Source organism: Methylobacter svalbardensis (genome assembly GCF_037671525.1).
Lineage (GTDB): Bacteria > Pseudomonadota > Gammaproteobacteria > Methylococcales > Methylomonadaceae > Methylobacter_A > Methylobacter_A svalbardensis.
On record NZ_JAWPOH010000006.1, the window covers coordinates 39354 to 58131 of the forward strand.

Below are 18778 nucleotides of genomic sequence, written 5' to 3' on the forward strand. Positions count from 1 at the left end.
TGCAATTAGACACCATTGCAGGAATAGGTATATTCAACAATAGCGTTTTCAGGTGATTTCTGGTTAAGTAGCGTTAATAAAATCTGAACATTTCAGGAGAAAAATATGAAACGATATTTATTACTGACCTGTTTGTTGTTGGGCGCTTGCTCAAGTTTGCCGCCCGCGATAAAAAATCCCCCGCTGCATGACATTTCTTATGCCCAGGCAATCCAGCAGATGGCCAATTATAAAAATGCGCCGGTGCGTTGGGGCGGCGTTATTATTGATGTGGAAAATGAACAAAATTTCAGTCTGATTCAGGTGCTGTATTATCCCCTAGGCAGCAATGCTCGCCCTCAGACAGATCAACCGAATGAGGGACGATTCCTGATCAAAAGCCCTGAGTTTCTCGATCCGGCTGTCTACACCAAAAACACGGAAATCACTGTTGCGGGGATGCTTACCGGTGATGTCGAACGCACGATAGGCAACAAAGTGTTGCGCTTACCGTTGGTTGCCGCCACGACCATTCACCTTTGGCCGGTTTATGTGTACGACAATCGTTACGATGGTTTCGGCTACGGTTTCAGCTATGGTTACGGTCCCTATTATCGCGGTTATCCTTATTATTGGGGCGATTACTATTGGCCAGTGTATTCACCCTTTATGCGCCCACCTTTTTATTAAGCTTAAATGCTGGCGCGACCTTTTTTAGCGATAGGTCTAGTTTATTTTTTTTGTTGCTATATAATACGCGGCTTACCAAAGTTATCGATGCCTCGGTGGCGAAATTGGTAGACGCAAGGGACTTAAAATCCCTCGTTCGTAAGGACGTGCCGGTTCGACTCCGGCCCGAGGCACCATAAAAATCAAGGGCTTATGCAATCCGCAAAGCTCTTTTTTTATGCCTGCCGATTTTATGGATCGCTGGCGGGGCAGATCAAAATAAAAATCCCTTCCGGCAGGTTGTTGTTATTTCCGGTCACTAAGCATTTGAAGCTCGTCGCCGTCTGTATCTGTAATAAGCTTTATCTGCTAATTTGTATTGCCTATCCTCGCTCTTCATTGGAAGATCCGATATCAGCTCGGCATTTAAGATTCTCAGATAAAGAAGCCACGCCTCTGTTGTTAATTTTCTAAGCATCATTTTAGCTCCCATCCAAGTTGAAAATGGCACAATAACTTGCTTTAGTGTGTTTCAATTTTGAAGATTCCATACTAAGGCGGATAAACCTAAAAAAACGGTTGGTGTTACACAGGTTATTCGTAGGATAAAGAGTTCAACTTTTTCAATCAATAAGTGCTATTACCTATCGGGTGTTAGGATAAAAACCGCGCGACAATGACATGATGGGAAGATTGTGGCATCCGCCTCAATAAGACAATGATGGAAATAAAGCGTCTGATCGCCGCTTAGCACAACAGCGAAAGAATGCCCTGTTGCGAGAAAAATGTCTTTATTGTTGAATATGAGATAGCCGTTCTTGTGTTTTTCATCGTTATGAAGTGGTCAAGGCTATCCTGCAAGCCTATATTGTCGGGTCTGAATAATTACCTACAGACAGCTTTTCGTTGGTATATTGCACACCATCAATCTCTTCTAAAAAAGAAAACTCATGTTAAGACTATTTCACACCGCAGACTGGCATCTTGGGCATCATCTACATGGCGTTTCGCGGCAACTGGAGCATCAGCAGTTTCTGGACTGGCTGTTGCTGGAATTGCAAAGCAAACAGGCCGATGCGCTGCTGGTTGCCGGTGATATTTTTGACTCGGCAAATCCCTCTTCCGTAGCGCAGTCGCAGCTGTACGATTTTCTGGTCAAGGCCAAAGCGCAGCAACCGAATCTGGATATTGTTTTAATCGGCGGCAATCACGATTCGGCGTCACGTCTGGATGCGCCATCGCCCATTCTTAATGCGTTGGGCGTCACTGTGGTCGGCGGCTTGTCGCGTGACGAGCAGGGCGGTATCGATTGGGAGCGCTTGTTGGTGCCGCTGACCAATGCGGCGGGCGAGATTAAAGCCTGGTGCGGGGCCATGCCGTTTTTGCGCAATGCCGATTTGCCCACGACTGTATCAAGTACAATGGAGCCAATGGAATCTGCTGAACAAGACAACGATCTGTTAATCTCCGGCATGAAAACGCTTTATGCTGAACTATTTGCGCAGCTGCAACAAAAGGTCGGCAATGGCGAGAGCCTGATTCTGACCGGGCATTGTTATATGGTGAATGGCGCAGTATCCGAATTAAGCGAACGTAAAATACTGGGCGGCAATCAACATGCGCTGCCGGTCGAATTATTTCCCGCCGATATTGCTTATGTGGCCTTAGGCCATTTGCATCTGGCGCAAAAAGTCGGTACCCATCAGCACATTCGTTACAGCGGTTCGCCGATTCCGCTGTCGTTTGATGAAACCGATTATTCGCATCAGCTTGTTCAGGTCGATATAAGCGCAGGTCGGCCGGTCGAAACCGTCGCCGTAAAAATCCCCCGCAGCGTTCAATTGCTCAGAATCCCCAACGGCAAAGATTTTGCGGCACTGCCTGCGGTGATCGAGCACTTGGAAAACCTGATTCTGGACGATCTGCCGATAGAGCAACGACCGCTGCTTGAATTACGTATCAGACTGGAAAAGCCGGAACCCGGATTGCGCCAGCAAATTGAAGAAACCATCGCCAAACTGCCGGTGCGCTTATTGAAAATATCCACCGCTTACAGCGGCAGTGAAAAAAGTCTAGCTGACATGAAAATCGAAGAGCGCCTGGAAGAATTGCAACCGTTAGATGTTTTTCAGCGCTGTTATCAAAACAAGTATGACCGGGAAACGCCCGAAGCCATGAATGCGTTATTTAATGAGTTGGTTGAAAGTCTGCAAGGAAGGAAATAATGCGCATTTTAGCGATACGCGGAAAAAATCTGGCCAGTTTAGCCGAGCCGTTTGAGATTTTGCTGAATGCAGGGCCGTTGGAACAGGCCGGTTTATTTGCCATTACCGGGCAAACCGGTGCCGGTAAAAGTACGATTCTCGATGCCTTGTGTCTGGCGCTGTACGACAGAATTCCCCGCCTGCCGGACGGTCACGGTTTTGCGGTAGGCCATAAGGATGAAGCTGAAAATCTGCGCGTGACCAGCACCGACGTACGTTCGATATTACGCCGGGGAACCAGTCATGCTTATGCCGAAGTGGATTTTATCGGCAAGGACAAGCAGCATTACCGTGCGCGCTGGGAAGTCAGCAAAGCGCGTGGCAAAGTCGATGGGCGCTTGCAGGCGCAGGAAGTCATCTTAAGCAAAATTGATGATGGTCAGCGCCTCGGGCAGGGCAAGAAAAACACGCTGGAGCTTATCTGCGAACTGATCGATCTTAACTTCGATCAGTTCCGCCGCTCGGTGTTATTGGCTCAGGGCGATTTTGCCGCGTTTTTGAAAGCCAAAAAAGACGAGCGTTCCAGTTTGCTGGAGCGTATCACCGGTACCGAACTGTATTCGGTGCTGTCTATCGCCGCCTTCGACCGCGCCAGTCAGGAAAAGAACGCGTTAACTCAGATTACAAGCCGGATGCAGGATCAAATTCCGTTGGATGAAGGCGCCCGTCAACTGCTGGAACAGCAACGCGATCAATTCATAGCTCAGTTGGCCGATCTGGATCAGCAAATCGCCAGCAACCAGAAAATCATCGGCTGGTATGCCGAACTGAAAAAACAGCAAGAAGCTGAACGGGTTGCCGGTGATGCTCTTGCAGTCAGCCAACAGGCGTGGGATGCGGCAGATGCTGAACGCCAGTTGATGCAACAAGTTGAACTTGCGCAGCCTTTAAGACCGCTGTTAAGTCAGTACCAAATGGCAAATACCGAATATTTGGATGCCCAGCACCAACTCAAAGACAGCAGCGACCAGCACCTAGACGCCGAAACAAAGCTGCAAACGGCAAAGGAACAGCTCGGCGTTCTTGCCGTTGCGTTAGTCGAAACCGAACAGCAACAGCAGCAGGCGCAACCGCTATTAATCAAAGCGCGGGCCTTGGACACCCGCATTGATGTTATCCGGCAAACTGTCAGCACCTTGTCCGCAGAAGAAAACCAATTGTTTAATGCGTTGGATAGCGCCGAAAAAGATCATCAATCCTTATTGATTCAACAGGCAGGGCAAACCACCGCGCTGCAACAGCTTAATATCTGGCTGGAACAAAACCAAGCGATCAAACCCGTCGCAGCCGAATGGAGCCGCTGGGATGCCGAGCTGGAACGCTATCAAATACTGAATGCCCGGAAAGTTGACGATACCCTCAATGCGGAGCAGTTAAGGCTAGAGGTTATCAAGGATGAGCATAGTCTGGCCGAATTAAAGTCGGCGATTGATAACAGTCACCAAAAATGGGGGCTGCATCAACAGACGCTGACTCAACTAAAACAACAGGACAACCGACAGTCGCTTGAAGGCCTGCATCAATCAAAAGACGCGCTTGAAAGCCAGCGCGAGCAAGCTACCAAGGCGCTGAATTTGGCCAATCATGCCCAGGAATTGCAACAGGCTATCAAGCAGGACACGGATAAGCTGTCGGCCACCGAACAGACGATTAATGACAGCACACAGCAACTGCAAACCTTAAACCAACAGCAGATGAGTAACGGCATCGCTTTGAGCGAGGCCAAAAAAGCCTTGGAGCTGATACAGGCGACAACGCATAAAAACGCCGAACAGTTCCGTTCCTTGTTGCAGGAAGATCAGCCTTGCCCGGTTTGCGGAGCGCTGGAGCATCCTTGGAAAGATCAGGTGAGTATAGGCAATGAACATGCCGTAGCGCAGTCAGCACGAGTCGCCGAGCTGGAAAGTCAGAATGAAACGCTGATTAAAGCTATCGCCGAATTGACCAAAAGCATCAGCCAAGGACAGGAGCAAAAAACAGCGCTGGCCGACAAGCTGGCCGAGGCGCTGGAAAAACTGGCTCAATGCGGCAATGATTGGGCCGTATTAGCTATGCACGATAAGGCCGATTTTGCAGTCGTCGATATTCAGCTTTTGCCTGCACTTAAAATCCGCGAGGAGCAGATAAGTTCCGAGTTGGAACTTATCAAGCAACAGGAAAATGCGGCTCTCGAATTACAAAAACAGCTTAAAGCGGCGCAGGATTTATTCGATGCGGATCAGCGGAATAAGGAAAAGCTGTCTATCGAATACGCCACGATGGATAAGCAGTACGCCAAAAATAAAGCCGATCTGGAACATGTCTCTGCTGCTATTTTGGATCAGGAAAAACAACTGCAAGCGATTGTCGAGTTATTGGCGACACCGTTCCGGCAGTTGGAAGACTGGCAATCTCGTTTGCAGGATTCCACCGCAGCATTCAGGCAAGATTGCGCCGTAAAAGCGCAGCAATTCCAGCTCACCGAACAGCAGATTGAAACCGCCGCCAAATCCCTGGAAACAATCAACCACAATGAAAAGCTAGCGGAGCAGGCGCTGAACCAAAGTCGGCAGCAGCACCAAATCAAACAGGCCGAGTTGAACACCCGGACAGATGAAATGCGAAAATTGTTGGTCGAGCGCGAGGCTGTGCTGCCAAAGATTAGCGCTGATAATTATCAGCAAAGCATTAACCAAAGCCTACAGAAAGCAAGAGCCGTTCATCAGCAAGCCGGTCAAACCGTCAGCCAGACGGAAACCGGGCTGGCAACCTGCAAACAAAATCAGCAGCATTGGCAAACCGAAGCTGCCAGACGTTACCACAACCTGGAAAAAGCCCTAAGCGCTCTGAACCTGTCGTTGCAAAAGCAGGCCATCGATCTTGAGCAGTTAAGCCGGTTTTTGGAAAAAGACGAGCTCTGGCTGGCTGAACAAAAAACAAAAATGGCGGCACTGGAGCGAACCCTGCAAGAGTCTGCGGCCTTATTAAAAGTTAAATCCGACGATTGTTTGCAACAACAAAGCCATCCTGTCGAAATAGTCGAGGAAGACGCCCATAAACTGTCGGCTGAATTGCAGCAGCAAAGACAGTTTGCGCATAGCCAAAAACAAGAGCAAGTCATCCTGCTACGGGAAGACGATAAAAAAATCGAAGCAGGACATCTGTTGAAAGCAGCGTTGGACGGCCAACGAGAATGCTGGGAGCAATGGGAAAGCCTGAATGAATTGATAGGCTCAAGAAGCGGCGCCAAGTTCCGTACTTTTGCCCAAAGCTTGACCCTGGAAGCATTGCTGGCGCACAGCAATCAACATCTTGAAGACTTTGCCAAACGCTATGCCCTGCAACGGGTGCCGGGCAGCGATCTGGAGCTGCAAATTATCGACCGCGACATGGCCGATGACGTGCGCAGCGTACACAGCTTGTCCGGCGGTGAAAGCTTTCTGGTGTCGCTGGCGCTGGCCTTGGGCTTGGCGTCGTTGTCATCCAACAAAACCCAGGTTGAATCGCTGTTCATTGACGAAGGCTTCGGCAGTCTGGATCCGGAAACGCTGGACATCGCCATCGCCAGCCTGGACACCCTGCAAGCCTTGGGCCGAAAAGTCGGCGTTATCTCGCATGTGCCTATTTTGGTTGAACGTATTGGTGCCAGGGTGGTGGTTGAAAAACAGGGAGGGGGACGCAGTCGTGTAGTGATTATAGGCACGCTCAAAGCCACTACCCGCTGTGAGCATAATGTGTGATTCGGCATCGGTAAAGTTGGCTTGATCCTTAGCCTGCAGATCAGGTTCCGGTGCTTCCGGCGGCTAGTCATGCAGTTTCTGCCCATGCGATGTCAAATTAGAATTTGCCTTTTCCCCAAACAGGTCTATTCTCATAAAAAACTTTTATTTTCTCTGTAAGGGTCAGATGGTGCAATTGACTTTGACAATTTACAGTTTTCTTTTTCCGGCTTTAGATTTTAGATGGTTTAGTACACTAATTTTAGCAACGCTGCAATGTTGCTTGTATGATCATGAAGGTGAAATGATGAAAAGATTTAAACGGTTTTTTTTTACAAGTGTTTGCGCTGTAGTTTTCCTTGTTGCTGAGACTGCCGATGCCGATGATAAACGCATTTTGATAAAATCCCTGCCGGACAGCATTGCGAAAGTACAAGCCGCCTTAACCAAAGCCGGCGCAAAAATTCATTACCGCTTCGATGACTTAAACGCTTTTGCCGTTTCGGTGCCGGAAGCTGCGTTGCCGGGTTTGCAAAAAAATCCGAATATCGAATATATAGAAGAGGATGCCAAGCGTTATCCCTCCTCGCAACAGGTTCCCTACGGCATCGATGCGGTGCAAGCTAGTGAAGTTTGGGATGGTGCCCCCGCTGATGGCGTTACCGATGTCGGCGCGCCGACCGGTAACGGCCGAATGGTTTGTGTGATTGATTCGGGGCTCAAGATTGATCATGAAGATTTTGTCGGCGTGAATATTGTCGGCGGCTATCCAACCAGCGGGTGGAATAGCGATACTTGTGGACACGGAACCCATGTCGCCGGGACGATCGCTGCTGCCAATAACGATAAAGGTGTGGTCGGCGTAACACCGGGCGGGGCTTCGTTATATATTGTTAAGGTGTTTAACGGCCCATCTTGCGGCTGGGCTTACAGTTCCGATTTGGTTGATGCAGCTAAGCACTGTAAAGACGCTGGCGCTAACATAATCAGTATGAGTCTGGGTGGGACTGTTAGTAGCCGCACTGAAAAGAATTTTTTTAACGGCATATACCAAAACAACAATATATTGTCTGTCGCCGCAGCCGGCAACGCGGGTAACACCCGATACAGCTATCCTGCTTCCTATGATTCCGTGGTTTCCGTCGCGGCTGTGGACAGCAACAAGGTAGTCGCCGACTTTTCCCAAAAGAATAGCCAGGTTGAATTGGCAGCTCCGGGCGTAGGGATTTTAAGTACCGTGCCGTTCGTTAATACAATCACTGTCGGCAGCACCACTTTCATGGGCGGGCATATTGAAAATGCGGGTTTTGTCGATGCAACAGGTTCGTTAGTAGATGGTGGCTTATGCGGCCCCGTTTCCGCTGGTTCGTGGAATGGGCAGGTTGTGCTTTGTGAGCGCGGTGGTAACACCTTTTATGACAAAGTCACAAACATAAAAGCCGGCGGCGGTGTTGCGGCGGTCATCTATAATAATGTGTCCGGCGGCTTTTCCGGTACGCTAGGCGATGGCAACAGTTCAACCATTCCGGCGATTTCTCTAAGCCGGGAAGACGGCCAACAACTCGTTGCGGATAACTTGGATTCGACAAGCACTGTAGTCAGCTCATCTAACGGTAATGGCTATGAAGCGTGGAGCGGAACGTCGATGGCGACGCCTCATGTTTCGGGGGTGGCTGCGCTGGTGTGGAGCGCTGATTCGTCTAAGACGAATTCGGACATTCGCGCCGCACTGACTGCTAACGCTCTGGATTTGGGTGCTGCGGGAAAGGATAATGCATATGGTTACGGTGTAGTGCAGGCGTCGAACGCATGGGCCTGGCTGGGTGGTAGCAGCGTTGGCAATCAAGCGCCGTTAGCGTCGCTCACCTCATCGTGTACCGATTTATCGTGTGCGTTCGATGCATCAGCCAGTACCGACAGCGACGGTTCTATCATTAAATATGATTGGGATTTCGGAATTGGCCAAATAGCAACCGACGCCGGTGTCAATCCAAATTATGAGTATGCAAACGCCGGAACCTACACGGTTACTTTGACTGTAACCGACGATGGAGGCGCGACTTCCAGCAGTAGTCAATCAGTGAGTGTCGGCGGTGCAGCTGGCAGCCCTCCTGTCATCACAGAGTTGCTTACTCAAACCCTGAAAGGCCCAAAATTTACCATAAAATGGGTTACTGATGTACCCTCAGACAGTGCAGTAACACTCGATTGTTGCGGGACATATACCCATTCGTCAATGGTGACAAGCCATAGCATGACTTTTACAGGCAGTAATGGCGCCCGTTATACGGGATCAGTAGTGTCAACTGATGGCAATGGCAATACGTCAAGTCCAGAATATTTTGACTTTATTAACGATTAGATCAAACAATGATTCGGTAGGCACAATAAAGAGCAGATCGTAAGTTGGGTTGAGGCATAAAGTCGAACGTATCGGAGCCGTCTTTGGTCGGACATGAAAAAAGGGTGAAACTATATCGGCTAACCTTTTTTCATGTCCGATTAATGGCAATTGCGCTTATAAGTTGAATCCAAGAATTAAATGCCGTCAAAAGACTGACAATCCTTTATGCGTTTGGTAACATTGCCCCACCCGTTATTCCACTATGCCGTGGCTTTTCATAGTGACAATGGCTTCAGCAGCCTAAATATCATGGCAGCCAAGCCACAGGGATCCCCAGTAGACGCAGAGGAACAGCGCTACTCATTTAACGGAAGCGACACCTGCTAACTCGACTAATAATGGTCTGGGCAGAGCGATCCACTATACTCATTTACTATAATAACAAGAGCTTAATTATGAATTTATTTCCAATTGATCTTGGCGCTTATCAACGCGTCACTCTAAACGCAAGCAATAGCACTCTGACCGACGAGCAACGCGCCAGTCTTAAGGCGAATATTCAACTGTGCCGCGACGCGATCGTCTTTTTTACCGCGACCGGCGCAGCGAGAGGCGTCGGCGGACATACCGGCGGCCCTTACGATACCGTGCCGGAAGTTATGATTATGGATGCTTTGTTCAGGGGCGATACTGATAAATACGTGCCTGTCTTTTTTGACGAAGCCGGACATCGCGTGGCCACTCAATATCTGATGTCTACTCTTAACGGCGATTTGCCTGCCGAACGTCTGATGGAATACCGCGCCGCGCATTCTCATTTACCGGGTCACCCTGAACTGGGCTTTACGCCCGGTGTAAAATTCAGCTCCGGACGGTTGGGCCATATGTGGCCTTACGTCAACGGCGTGGCTATGGCTAATTCAACTAAAACATTGTTCTGCCTCGGTTCTGATGGTTCCCAGCAAGAAGGTAACGACGCAGAAGCTGCGCGTCTGGCCGTTGCTCAACGACTGAATGTCAAGCTGATTATCGACGATAATAATGTCACCATTGCCGGTCATCCGTCACATTATCTGCCCGGCTGCTCCACGGCCAAAACCTTGGCCGGTCAGGGCGTAACCGTATTGGAAGGCGACGGCGAAGATCTTGATGATCTTTACAAGCGTATTTGTATTGCCGTTAATACCAGCGGCCCGGTTGCCGTCATTAACCATCGCCCGATGTGTCCGGGAATTGTCGGCCTGGAAGGTTCTACTCATGGTCATGACGTCATTTCTGTCAAAGTGGCGGTCGAGTATCTTGAGTCTCGTGGTCAACAAGCGGCAGCCGATCACCTTAAAGGTATTAAAGCGCCAAAAAATGACGCGGTATTTTTAGGCTCCAGCGACAAGTGGGATGCCAACCGCAACGTTTTTGGTGATGCAGCGGTTGAAATCATGGGCAGAATGAGCGAAGCCGAACGCATCGAAAAAATCCGCGTCGTTGACAGTGATCTGGAAGGCTCTTGCGGCTTGTTCAAAATTCACAGCGCTTTTCCTGAAGTGTTTATCTCTTCCGGCATTATGGAGCGTAGTAACTTCTCGGCAGCCGCCGGTTTTGGTATGGAAGCAGGCAAACAGGGTATTTTTGGTACCTTTAGCGCTTTCCTGGAGATGCTGTTGTCTGAAATCACCATGGCGCGTTTGAATAATTCTAACGTGCTCAGCCATTTCTCGCACTCCGGGATTGACGACATGGCTGACAATACCTGTCATTTCGGTCTGAACAACATGTTTGCCGACAATGGCTTGGGTGACGGCTATGCGACCAACCTTTACTTTCCTGCCGACCCGTTGCAAATGAAAGCCTGCTTGGAAACCATCTTCTTTAACCCAGGATTGCGTTTTGTCTTTTCGACCCGCTCTAAAGTACCGACTATTTTGAATACTGAAGGCCAGGACTATTTTGGTGGCGATTACAAATTTGTCTCCGGCAAAGATGAAATTATCCGCGAAGGCACTCAAGGTTATATCGTCAGCTTCGGCGAATCGTTGTATCGGGCATTGGATGCCGTCGAGCGCCTGAAGCAAGAAGGCATCGATGTGGGATTGATCAACAAACCTACCTTGAACGTCATCGATGAAGAGATGATGGCTAAGATTGGCAAGTCGCCGATGGTGTTGGTGGTCGAGTCGTATAACCGCAAAACGGGATTGGGCAGCCGCTTTGGTTCCTGGTTACTGGAGCGTGGTTTGACCCCAAAATATGCGCATATTGCAACGCATAAAGAAGGCTGCGGCGGTTTGTGGGAACAATTTCCTCATCAAGGCATTGATCCTGCCGGGATTATGGCTAAAGTTAAGGATTTGCTGAAAGCTTAATCCGATTAATCGTTAAGGGCGCATACAGCGCCCTTTTTTAGCGGTAACTTCTCATTAGTGCAGGTAACTTACCAATTAATAGCAAGCTCCTATTTATGGTAGCCCTTTGCATTCAGAACCGTTGTCATATATACGATCCCGTTCACCGCAAACTCACAGACGGAATCGTTTCCTGCAGTATCTGCAAAAAACATCCGCCGCACAAAACTTATTGTTATTTGCTCAGATAAACAAAGCGACTTTTACTAGCGAGAGTCCATTTAAATATTACTGCTATAGCCAGGCTTATTGCTGTAATTAACGGCACAGTAGCCAAGAAACCCAGAGTTCCCGGAAGAAAATTGAACCGTTCAAAAACTGATAAATAATCAAAGAAATAAAGAATCCAGGGATGTGTGAAATAAATTGTAAAACTCGCCGCCGCTGTATATTTTAAAAAAGGGATATCTTTATTTTCAAATTTCTGTGTTACAGATAATAGGAAAAAACACATCAGTATTTTTTGAAAAATTATCATATCAATCCCTTCATATGAAAATATTGTTTCCTTATGAAAATTCCCATACTGGTTGTAGATTAAAATTTGTGCTACTGACATCAAAACAACAGAGAGTCCTAAAATAACACTCTTTCCGTCTATAAATTTAAAGACTCGAACTTTTTCTATAGAGCACATAATTCCCAGCATATAAACAGGAAAAAAATAAATCACAGAATGCATGGGCGATAAATTATGAGCTGGGCGTTGAACAAGGCTGGAAACGCATAATAGAAAAATAAACAGCCCAAACTGAACCTTTATGGGTAGTTGTATCTGTTTAATGAATAGGGGTGAAAGAGCAAAAATAATCATTATGAAAGGGATATACCAGTAAGCATCCAATATGCTTCCTGTCCACCAGTATTGGACGCATAGCCAGATATATTGATACCAAGTGTTTGTTTGGTCGGTGATAAAAACCTCAGCATAAGGCGGACGATCCAAATAAAAAACAAAACACATAATGCCGGCCAGCGATAGTAGGGTGTACGGCAGCAAAACATACTTCGCTTTTTTCAGGATGAATTGTTTATACCGAAATTTGGAATAAAAAACATGATGAAAAAAGAAGCCGGAAATAAAAACAAAAAAAGTGGTGCCACCTGTAATTAAGTTGGCAAAAACTTTCTCATAAAACGATTCCATAGTCCAGTAGGCACAAGAATGGCCGGCAACTATAAATAATATTGCCAGGCCTCTAAAATAATCAAATGAATTTAAGTGCATATTTTTTTTGTCAAAATGGCTGACCTTATACGAGGGGAGCACCGCTCAAACGGAGGGTGTTCCGAAATTTGTATAAATGGATTTTTTCGATTATCGAATGGGCATTCGATCCCCGAATATAATACTGAATCGGTTGAGAGCGGCTTTCTAGTGTTGTTGATCTCCATTCGATTGTCAATGCTTTTTTATGTGCTTTAAATCTTCAAAGCTAGCCGCTAATAGACCCGATGCCATCAGGGTATCAAGTTCGGCCTCGATCTCGCCGAGTATCAGTTGCAGATGATTCGGCTTGTTTTCAGTGCTTGAGAGTGAAGGATCCAGCAGTTCCAAAAGAACTGTTTGCACTAAATGATAGGCGTCTTCGCCATTTTTTTCAGGCTCGGGGCAAGGGGCAAACACATCACGCTCAAATCGGTTCAATGTCGACCGGCGGCGCGCACTTTCAATTTCAGGATTGTTTTGTTCGGCCTGTGCAACTAGTGTGCTGACATCCGCCGTTATGCCGATAGGCGCCTGCGGCGCTGACCGACAAAGGAATGCCATGTAACAATAAAACGAACGCGGCCCCGGTCATAGCAAAAGGTGTGACGATCAGCATCGCCGCCGCGTTCGGTTTCCGGGAGCATCAAGTGAATAGGCGCCGACCGCTCAACCCGTTACAATTCCGAGACAACCTTTCCGGTCATGTCGATTTCAATGGTGTCTTGCGCGCTACTAGCATCAAAGCCGTTGCAGGCCAGGGTCCCGGGCGATCCAGTTTAATCTGTAGCTACGACGCCCTCGATAAAGCCCCAGATCAATGGCGTCGATAACATTGGTCAGTACCGTTTTTGCTTCTTCCAGTGCTCCGCGCATTTCTTCAAGATCGGGACCGTAAATTTTCAACACACCCTTACCGTGCACGCCGCTGACCGTTTCTTCAACGTTGTCTTTAATCGGCTGGGAGAAGTTAAATCCTACGTCCGGTATTGCAGCAGGCGGCGGCGTACATCGAATAAAATTAGTCAGTGAAATACTCGGCTGCATCTCGGCGAACACATGAATATCGCCTTCATCGCCGCCCTCGCGGCAGGATACTTGTTCATCTTGCTGGGTTTTATTCCGGGTTTAGTGGCTTCGCCCTTGAGCTTGAGAATTTCCTGCTCCAGTCTGTCCATCTGTTTATGCTGCCATGCAAGCAATTCCAATAACGCATCGGTTAGAGGTGTGCGGTCTTCGTTGCTGATTTTAGGTGATTGCGGCTTGAGAGAATTCATGCGGCTATTTTAACCTGATTTTTAAGGCGCCTCCTGCGACTAGCGATAACGAGACGTTACATTTTTTTAGATTTGCGAGATCCTGATTTTTAGTCATATCCGAACCATTCGGAGGCGGGTGTTACCTTTTAAAGGGTAACGGAAAGTGTTAGCTGATTTGTTTTATCGACAGGCATAAAAAAACCGTAGCCCCCGAAAGGGCTACGGTTTATTTGCCTGCAATTAGATGATTGTTACTTCTTCTGCTTGCGGGCCTTTTTGTCCTTGAGTGACAGTAAACTGTACTTTCTGTCCTTCATCAAGAGATTTAAAGCCTGAGCTGTTAATGTTACGAAAGTGAACAAAAACATCTGGGCCATTTTCTTGCTGAATGAAACCGAAGCCTTTTTCAGCGTTAAACCATTTAACTGTACCTGTAGTCATTTGAGTGTAATCCTATTTTTAGTAATTAAAGCCTTATTAAGGCTGATGGAGCTGGGAAATTAGAGAATTACTTAATGATAACAGGACGAACAATTACAAGAAGAACTTCGTAAAGATAAGCATAACGGTAAAACTATTTCAAGCTGGGCGAATTTTATAGCTGGACTCTGGCAATGTCAAGCTTTTCGATTGCCATGCAGGTTAAATAATTTGGATTAAAGCGCTTCATTGTGTTCGGCGTAGTTGATGCACTTGAAGCCATCAAACAACAGCGCCGACACTTTGCGGTGACTAAACACGTCCATTTCACCAACGTCTGGGACTTCAAGTCGGTGCAATGGTATCCGGGCAAACATCCCTGCGAAAAACCGTTAGATTTGATGCGGCATATTATTGAGGCCAGCTCACGCCCTGGCGATATGGTGCTGGATAACCTTTGTCGGCAACGGCTCGACGGCCATTGCCTGCCGGGAATTGGGGGGCGGGTTTGTTGGGTGCGAGATGGGGGATGTGGAGTTTGATGGGGCGGTGGGGCGGTTGGAGAAATAAGCGATAGGTCGGGCATGCTGTTATGCCCGACTATTGGCTAAACCGGCTCGACGTGCAGCTTAACTCCCAGCGCCTTAATCACCTTTAAAATCGTATCAAAGCGTGGTTTGGAACCAGGGGAAAGCGCCTTGTACAGGCTTTCGCGCCCAAGGCCTGACTCCTTGGCAATCATCGCCATGCCTTTAGCTTTGGCGATGTAACCCAAAGCACGTAGCAACTCGTCGCTGTCGCCGTCATCAAGCACTTGGGACAGGTATTCACTGATAGCCTCGTCGCTGTCGAGCAGACTGACCATATCAAACGGCAATAGTTTTACGCTCATGATTTAAATCTCCTTAGCAAGTTCAACAGCGCGTTTAATGTCGGCTTGTTGTGTGGATTTGTCGCCACCGGCGAGCAACACCACGACCACGCCGCCGCGCAATGTAAAGTAAACGCGATACCCGGCACCGACATCAACGCGCATTTCGGACACATCGCCGCCTACTGGCTTAACATCGCCCAGATTGCCGTGCAATCGCGGTTTTGGCTCGCAAATCACGCAAGGCAGAATGCCACTTGGCGAAGGCTTCGGTTTGTTCGACGATGTAGCTCATGGCTTTATTGTATCCAAGTTAATACAAAAGGCAAGCGTCATACGGGCTACGTGACTGGATACGTTTGTCGGCAGCGGCTCGACGGCGATTGCCTGCCGGGAGTTGGGGCGTGGGTTTGTGGGGTGTGAGATGGGGGAAGTGGAGTTTGAGGGGGCGGTGGAGCGGTTGGAAAAATAAAGGCTTTGTTGCGTTGGGTTACGCTGTCGATAACCCAACCTCCAGCAAGACCATTCATCTAATAGGCCAACTGCTCCAGCGTAATGCTCAAGGCATCGGCGGCTTTTTGCAGTGTGGCTTTGCGTGGACGCTTGACGGCCTCAATCTGCGCGTAACCGGCTTGGCTGATACCCATCCGTTCCGCCATGTCGGTTTGAGTCAGCATCAAGTATTCACGCCAAGCATGCAGCATACTGACTCCATCCATAATGTGCTTACCAACGACGGCATTGGGGATCATGCCGGAACTACGCCGCATGTTCTTTAAGCCATTCTTTCAATGCCTCGTTCATGCGCGTTTGCCAGCCCTTACCCGTGGAACGAAAAGCCTCCAACACACTGTTGTCAACACGCAAAGCAATCTGGGTTTTATCCGAACCGGCCGGGCGCCCACGGCTTCGCGCTAACGCAATGCCTGCGCGTAATTCTTCCTCAGTCGCGGGGCGATCATCTTCATCAACCCCATCCCAAACGTAATAACCGCCGGGTGGGGGAGTTTTCATCGCTTCAAGAATTTGCTTACGACTCATTGACGTTGTTTTCGAGCCACTCATAATACATCTCCGATTCTAATTGGCTTGCAGGCCGAAAGCTGACGACCCGCACCGTATTGTTGCGATCCAAATGAACCAAGGATAAAACCGCCAGCCGATTCATCACATACGAAAAAGACTGTAGGCGCTGCTCACCATTTCTCTCGACCATTAAATCCAAACGATAACGCGAGTTGAGCACTTCCCCTGCATCGGCAAAGTCCAAACCATGCTTTTGCAGGTTGGTTTGCCGTTTGGTTTCGTCCCAGGTGAGTTTCTTTTCCATGGTAATAATTGTATATGCATTATTTAATGTGTCAAGTCCCGTAGAGCGGTTTCGCGTAGCAAACAGCCACATACGCACAACGCCGATGACAGCCTGTCGTCGTGTTGTGGATTGCCTAGCGGCGAATCCACCTTACAGCTTTGTTGTGTTGTGTTACGCTGCCGATAACCCAACCTCCAGCAAGGCCATTCATCTCAATAAGACAACTGTTCCAGCGTAATGCCCAAGGCATCGGCGGCTTTTTGCAGCGTGGCTTTGCGCGGACGCTTGGCGGCCTCAATCTGCGCGTAACCTGCTTGGCTAATACCCATCCGTTCAGCCATGTCGGTTTGAGTCAGCATCAAGTATTCACGCCAAGCTTGCAGCATACTGACCCCATCCATGACGCGCTTACCAACGACAGCGTTCGGAATCATGCCGGGGCGGACAACGCCGGGCAGTTTTACGAAATCGGCATAGGGCAGCACTACAAACGCCGGTTTGCCGTCGTCGCCTAGAATGGTTTGGTAGTTAGTAAGTGCGCTCATCGCGTTTTTTCACCTCTTCAATGTCAATAATACGCACGTAGCCGTCGAACTCGAAAACACCCGGAAATCACCCACCCGCAGGCGGTAGCTGTAGGCATGGTTAGTCAGCTTTTTAACGCCCTGGCAATTCGGGAAATCAGCCAATACCTGCACTTCGGTATAAATCCGCTGACGCATGGCGATTTCCTTGATCTTTTCAAGCTGCTTAAGGGCTTAGGGTTTCCAGCTGATCGTGTTCATAAGTCAAATTATAAGTGTTTTATAAGACTTGTCAAAGATAAGGCGGAAAGGATTAATCGCTGTAAGGCGGATTATTTGTAGGGTGGTTTCGCGTAGCAAACCGCCATACACGTACAACACCGATTACAGCCTTGCAATACGGCTAACGCCTATTGCACCCTACGGATTGCGGCTTACGAGTTGTGTCCTTGGCGGCTTGATCAACTTAAGTTCCGTCCAGGGTTTATTCAAAACGTAGGTATAGAAGAATTTAAGGCCGTACAGATCGAGTTTGACGCTACTCCATGAATGGGATTCCAGCAAATCGCTGAAATAATCGGTCAACTGCGATTCGGACAGATCGTTAATTTGATAATCGAAATAAGCGCCGATGCGCCGCATGGCACGGGAATAGGCCTCTATCGTTTTAGGCTGGAGTCCTTTGAGTTTAAGGTGTTTAAGATGGGTTTGATAGTTTTGCTTGAACTCTGTTTCGGATGATGTCATTGTTGGGTAACCTCATTATTTGATGCTAAACGATCCCTCGGATTGAGGGCTTGAGGGCTTGAGGTTATATTTTAATTGTTTTATCGGGTGGCCGTTCGGTGGGGCTTTTCTCCGCGTTAGCGGCTTCGTCCAACCCTGCGCTCAACCGGAGCGCGGTTTATAGTACGATTTTATTTTTTAGTTTTCCATGCCGTGCCCGGTTAGCTCTACGTTAGTTTTCTTGGAGAAGTATGGACGAGTACGTGAAATCCGTAAAAGAAGGCTTGAAGGAGTCTGTCTCATTTTTTGGAAATAAGAATAAGCAAAACCGTGAAGTGTGGGTGCTAAAAGAATTTTTGAAATACCTGCCAGTAGACGTCCAGGGTACGGATGTTAAGGAATCTGATGCTGAGCCAAATGATGCTTTTTACAAAGACATTGGGTTCCAAATCAAGGAAATCCAAACAGAGGGAAGAAAAAGGGACAAAGAGTACAAGGATAAATTCAAGAGCATAAATGAGGAAACAAAGCCGAAAGAATTATTGGAGCATTACAGTCCAAGTCATATCCCACTCTCAGACGTGCTTCACAGGGTGCGGGATGAGCTAGAACGCCATCGTAATGAAAAGTATAAAAACAATACGCGCAATATTAATGCGCTGGTGTATTTAAATCTTGACGACACCACCTATACTAATACGCCAGTAGATACCTCATTAATTGGTAGCGAGTTAGGCAATTGGCAATCTGTCTCTTTGGTTACAAACAACTGTGCAGTTGTTCTATCCTACAATGATGACAGCAACAAGCTATTAAAGCCGTTAATAGGTAAACTTTATGTCAAAAACTAATAATCGCATGCACATGGGCAGCAAAAAGCGTCGCTCGTTCCTTGCTATGCTTTTTGCTGCCAATATGGAATTGAAATGAAGAAAGTAACGAAGCTTCGTTTGATTGGCGGGGCTATACTGATGTTTAATCTTTGGCTTACTGGGTACTACAACATTGAGGGTATTCCTCTGTTAGTATTCACATTTGGTTTCGCTGCATGGTACGAATCTCTAGTAGTGCGTTCAGCATCAACAACCACAGAAAAATCAGAGTAG

The 18778-nt window shown here is 47.9% G+C and carries 21 protein-coding genes and 1 tRNA gene; 9 read left to right on the top strand and 13 right to left on the bottom strand.

Features of this window, described 5'->3' with window-relative positions:
- Window positions 1–105 precede the first annotated feature (105 nt).
- From RW114_RS03970 to RW114_RS03995, 6 genes are all read left to right on the top strand, one after another.
- Window positions 106–669 (top strand): Slp family lipoprotein, encoded by a 564-nt coding sequence (locus tag RW114_RS03970; RefSeq protein ID WP_340121419.1) that lies wholly within the window; start codon window positions 106–108, stop codon window positions 667–669.
- Between the two features lie 89 nt (window positions 670–758).
- Window positions 759–845: transfer RNA gene (locus RW114_RS03975), tRNA-Leu, on the top strand.
- A gap of 753 nt (window positions 846–1598) precedes the next feature.
- Window positions 1599–2873 carry an exonuclease SbcCD subunit D C-terminal domain-containing protein gene (locus RW114_RS03980; RefSeq protein ID WP_340121420.1) on the top strand — a complete coding sequence of 425 codons (1275 nt, stop codon included), beginning with the start codon at window positions 1599–1601 and terminating at the stop codon, window positions 2871–2873.
- Window positions 2873–6631 carry an AAA family ATPase gene (locus RW114_RS03985; protein WP_340121421.1) on the top strand — a complete coding sequence of 1253 codons (3759 nt, stop codon included), beginning with the start codon at window positions 2873–2875 and terminating at the stop codon, window positions 6629–6631. Before RW114_RS03980 ends, RW114_RS03985 begins: the two co-directional genes overlap by 1 nt.
- Window positions 6632–6917: 286 nt before the next feature.
- Window positions 6918–8972 carry a S8 family serine peptidase gene (locus RW114_RS03990; protein WP_340121422.1) on the top strand — a complete coding sequence of 685 codons (2055 nt, stop codon included), beginning with the start codon at window positions 6918–6920 and terminating at the stop codon, window positions 8970–8972.
- 437 nt (window positions 8973–9409) lie between these two features.
- Entirely contained in the window at window positions 9410–11314 is a 1905-nt protein-coding gene (locus RW114_RS03995) for a transketolase C-terminal domain-containing protein (protein ID WP_340121423.1), read from the top strand.
- A 214-nt stretch (window positions 11315–11528) separates the two neighbouring features.
- On the opposite strand, the gene RW114_RS04000 is transcribed toward RW114_RS03995, so the two are convergent.
- From RW114_RS04000 to RW114_RS04020, 5 genes are all read right to left on the bottom strand, one after another.
- A complete protein-coding gene (locus RW114_RS04000; RefSeq protein ID WP_340121424.1) occupies window positions 11529–12581 on the bottom strand; it encodes an acyltransferase family protein in 1053 nt (350 codons plus the stop codon).
- 174 nt (window positions 12582–12755) lie between these two features.
- Window positions 12756–13124 carry a hypothetical protein gene (locus tag RW114_RS04005; RefSeq protein WP_340121425.1) on the bottom strand — a complete coding sequence of 123 codons (369 nt, stop codon included), beginning with the start codon at window positions 13122–13124 and terminating at the stop codon, window positions 12756–12758.
- Between the two features lie 177 nt (window positions 13125–13301).
- Complete coding sequence (locus RW114_RS04010) at window positions 13302–13607, bottom strand: hypothetical protein (protein ID WP_340121426.1); 306 nt, start codon at window positions 13605–13607, stop codon at window positions 13302–13304.
- Entirely contained in the window at window positions 13586–13837 is a 252-nt protein-coding gene (locus RW114_RS04015; protein WP_340121427.1) for a hypothetical protein, read from the bottom strand. The genes RW114_RS04010 and RW114_RS04015 overlap by 22 nt, the downstream gene beginning before the upstream one ends.
- Before the next feature lie 222 nt (window positions 13838–14059).
- Entirely contained in the window at window positions 14060–14260 is a 201-nt protein-coding gene (locus tag RW114_RS04020; protein ID WP_006890275.1) for a cold-shock protein, read from the bottom strand.
- Between the two features lie 230 nt (window positions 14261–14490).
- Between RW114_RS04020 and RW114_RS04025 the strand changes: the two genes are divergently transcribed.
- Complete coding sequence (locus tag RW114_RS04025; protein WP_340121428.1) at window positions 14491–14781, top strand: DNA methyltransferase; 291 nt, start codon at window positions 14491–14493, stop codon at window positions 14779–14781.
- Between the two features lie 65 nt (window positions 14782–14846).
- On the opposite strand, the gene RW114_RS04030 is transcribed toward RW114_RS04025, so the two are convergent.
- Both RW114_RS04030 and RW114_RS04035 read right to left on the bottom strand, forming a co-directional pair.
- Window positions 14847–15131: an addiction module antidote protein gene (locus tag RW114_RS04030; RefSeq protein WP_340121429.1), complete on the bottom strand. Its 285-nt coding sequence runs from the start codon at window positions 15129–15131 to the stop codon at window positions 14847–14849.
- A 3-nt stretch (window positions 15132–15134) separates the two neighbouring features.
- Complete coding sequence (locus RW114_RS04035) at window positions 15135–15326, bottom strand: type II toxin-antitoxin system RelE/ParE family toxin (protein WP_340121430.1); 192 nt, start codon at window positions 15324–15326, stop codon at window positions 15135–15137.
- Window positions 15327–15459: 133 nt separating this feature from the next.
- Here RW114_RS04035 and RW114_RS20940 point away from each other — a divergent pair, with 133 nt between their 5' ends.
- Window positions 15460–15582, top strand: a complete 123-nt coding sequence (locus tag RW114_RS20940; protein WP_422614785.1) for a DNA methyltransferase — start codon at window positions 15460–15462, stop codon at window positions 15580–15582.
- Between the two features lie 58 nt (window positions 15583–15640).
- Here RW114_RS20940 and RW114_RS04040 read toward each other — a convergent pair whose 3' ends face one another.
- The 6 genes from RW114_RS04040 to RW114_RS04065 form a co-directional block, all read right to left on the bottom strand.
- The gene (locus tag RW114_RS04040) at window positions 15641–15880 is read right to left on the bottom strand and encodes a helix-turn-helix domain-containing protein (RefSeq protein WP_340121431.1); all 240 of its coding nucleotides are present in this window, start codon (window positions 15878–15880) and stop codon (window positions 15641–15643) included.
- Window positions 15870–16151 carry a BrnA antitoxin family protein gene (locus RW114_RS04045; protein WP_340121432.1) on the bottom strand — a complete coding sequence of 94 codons (282 nt, stop codon included), beginning with the start codon at window positions 16149–16151 and terminating at the stop codon, window positions 15870–15872. Before RW114_RS04045 ends, RW114_RS04040 begins: the two co-directional genes overlap by 11 nt.
- Window positions 16141–16440 (bottom strand): BrnT family toxin, encoded by a 300-nt coding sequence (locus RW114_RS04050; protein ID WP_340121433.1) that lies wholly within the window; start codon window positions 16438–16440, stop codon window positions 16141–16143. The genes RW114_RS04045 and RW114_RS04050 overlap by 11 nt, the downstream gene beginning before the upstream one ends.
- Window positions 16441–16634: 194 nt before the next feature.
- Complete coding sequence (locus tag RW114_RS04055; RefSeq protein ID WP_340121434.1) at window positions 16635–16967, bottom strand: helix-turn-helix domain-containing protein; 333 nt, start codon at window positions 16965–16967, stop codon at window positions 16635–16637.
- A 9-nt stretch (window positions 16968–16976) separates the two neighbouring features.
- Window positions 16977–17144 (bottom strand): type II toxin-antitoxin system RelE family toxin, encoded by a 168-nt coding sequence (locus RW114_RS04060; RefSeq protein ID WP_340121435.1) that lies wholly within the window; start codon window positions 17142–17144, stop codon window positions 16977–16979.
- 222 nt (window positions 17145–17366) lie between these two features.
- On the bottom strand, window positions 17367–17693 hold the full coding sequence (locus RW114_RS04065; protein WP_340121436.1) for a site-specific integrase: 327 nt from the start codon (window positions 17691–17693) through the stop codon (window positions 17367–17369).
- A gap of 230 nt (window positions 17694–17923) precedes the next feature.
- Between RW114_RS04065 and RW114_RS04070 the strand changes: the two genes are divergently transcribed.
- A complete protein-coding gene (locus RW114_RS04070; RefSeq protein WP_340121437.1) occupies window positions 17924–18523 on the top strand; it encodes a DUF1780 domain-containing protein in 600 nt (199 codons plus the stop codon).
- Window positions 18524–18778: the final 255 nt, after the last annotated feature.

Excerpts from the sequence above, each read along its gene's own strand:
- RW114_RS04065 (WP_340121436.1), bottom strand. The coding sequence starts at position 17,693 with ATGACATCATCCGAAACAGAGTTCAAGCAAAACTATCAAACCCATCTT.
- RW114_RS04020 (WP_006890275.1), bottom strand. The coding sequence starts at position 14,260 with ATGACTACAGGTACAGTTAAATGGTTTAACGCTGAAAAAGGCTTCGGT.
- RW114_RS03970 (WP_340121419.1), top strand. The coding sequence starts at position 106 with ATGAAACGATATTTATTACTGACCTGTTTGTTGTTGGGCGCTTGCTCA.
- RW114_RS04070 (WP_340121437.1), top strand. The coding sequence starts at position 17,924 with ATGGACGAGTACGTGAAATCCGTAAAAGAAGGCTTGAAGGAGTCTGTC.
- RW114_RS04005 (WP_340121425.1), bottom strand. The coding sequence starts at position 13,124 with ATGGCATTCCTTTGTCGGTCAGCGCCGCAGGCGCCTATCGGCATAACG.
- RW114_RS04000 (WP_340121424.1), bottom strand. The coding sequence starts at position 12,581 with ATGCACTTAAATTCATTTGATTATTTTAGAGGCCTGGCAATATTATTT.
- RW114_RS04050 (WP_340121433.1), bottom strand. The coding sequence starts at position 16,440 with ATGGAAAAGAAACTCACCTGGGACGAAACCAAACGGCAAACCAACCTG.
- RW114_RS04060 (WP_340121435.1), bottom strand. The coding sequence starts at position 17,144 with ATGCGTCAGCGGATTTATACCGAAGTGCAGGTATTGGCTGATTTCCCG.
- RW114_RS03985 (WP_340121421.1), top strand. The coding sequence starts at position 2,873 with ATGCGCATTTTAGCGATACGCGGAAAAAATCTGGCCAGTTTAGCCGAG.
- RW114_RS03990 (WP_340121422.1), top strand. The coding sequence starts at position 6,918 with ATGAAAAGATTTAAACGGTTTTTTTTTACAAGTGTTTGCGCTGTAGTT.
- RW114_RS03980 (WP_340121420.1), top strand. The coding sequence starts at position 1,599 with ATGTTAAGACTATTTCACACCGCAGACTGGCATCTTGGGCATCATCTA.
- RW114_RS04030 (WP_340121429.1), bottom strand. The coding sequence starts at position 15,131 with ATGAGCGTAAAACTATTGCCGTTTGATATGGTCAGTCTGCTCGACAGC.
- RW114_RS04055 (WP_340121434.1), bottom strand. The coding sequence starts at position 16,967 with ATGAGCGCACTTACTAACTACCAAACCATTCTAGGCGACGACGGCAAA.
- RW114_RS04010 (WP_340121426.1), bottom strand. The coding sequence starts at position 13,607 with ATGCAGCCGAGTATTTCACTGACTAATTTTATTCGATGTACGCCGCCG.
- RW114_RS04040 (WP_340121431.1), bottom strand. The coding sequence starts at position 15,880 with ATGCGGCGTAGTTCCGGCATGATCCCCAATGCCGTCGTTGGTAAGCAC.
- RW114_RS03995 (WP_340121423.1), top strand. The coding sequence starts at position 9,410 with ATGAATTTATTTCCAATTGATCTTGGCGCTTATCAACGCGTCACTCTA.
- RW114_RS04015 (WP_340121427.1), bottom strand. The coding sequence starts at position 13,837 with ATGAATTCTCTCAAGCCGCAATCACCTAAAATCAGCAACGAAGACCGC.
- RW114_RS04045 (WP_340121432.1), bottom strand. The coding sequence starts at position 16,151 with ATGAGTCGTAAGCAAATTCTTGAAGCGATGAAAACTCCCCCACCCGGC.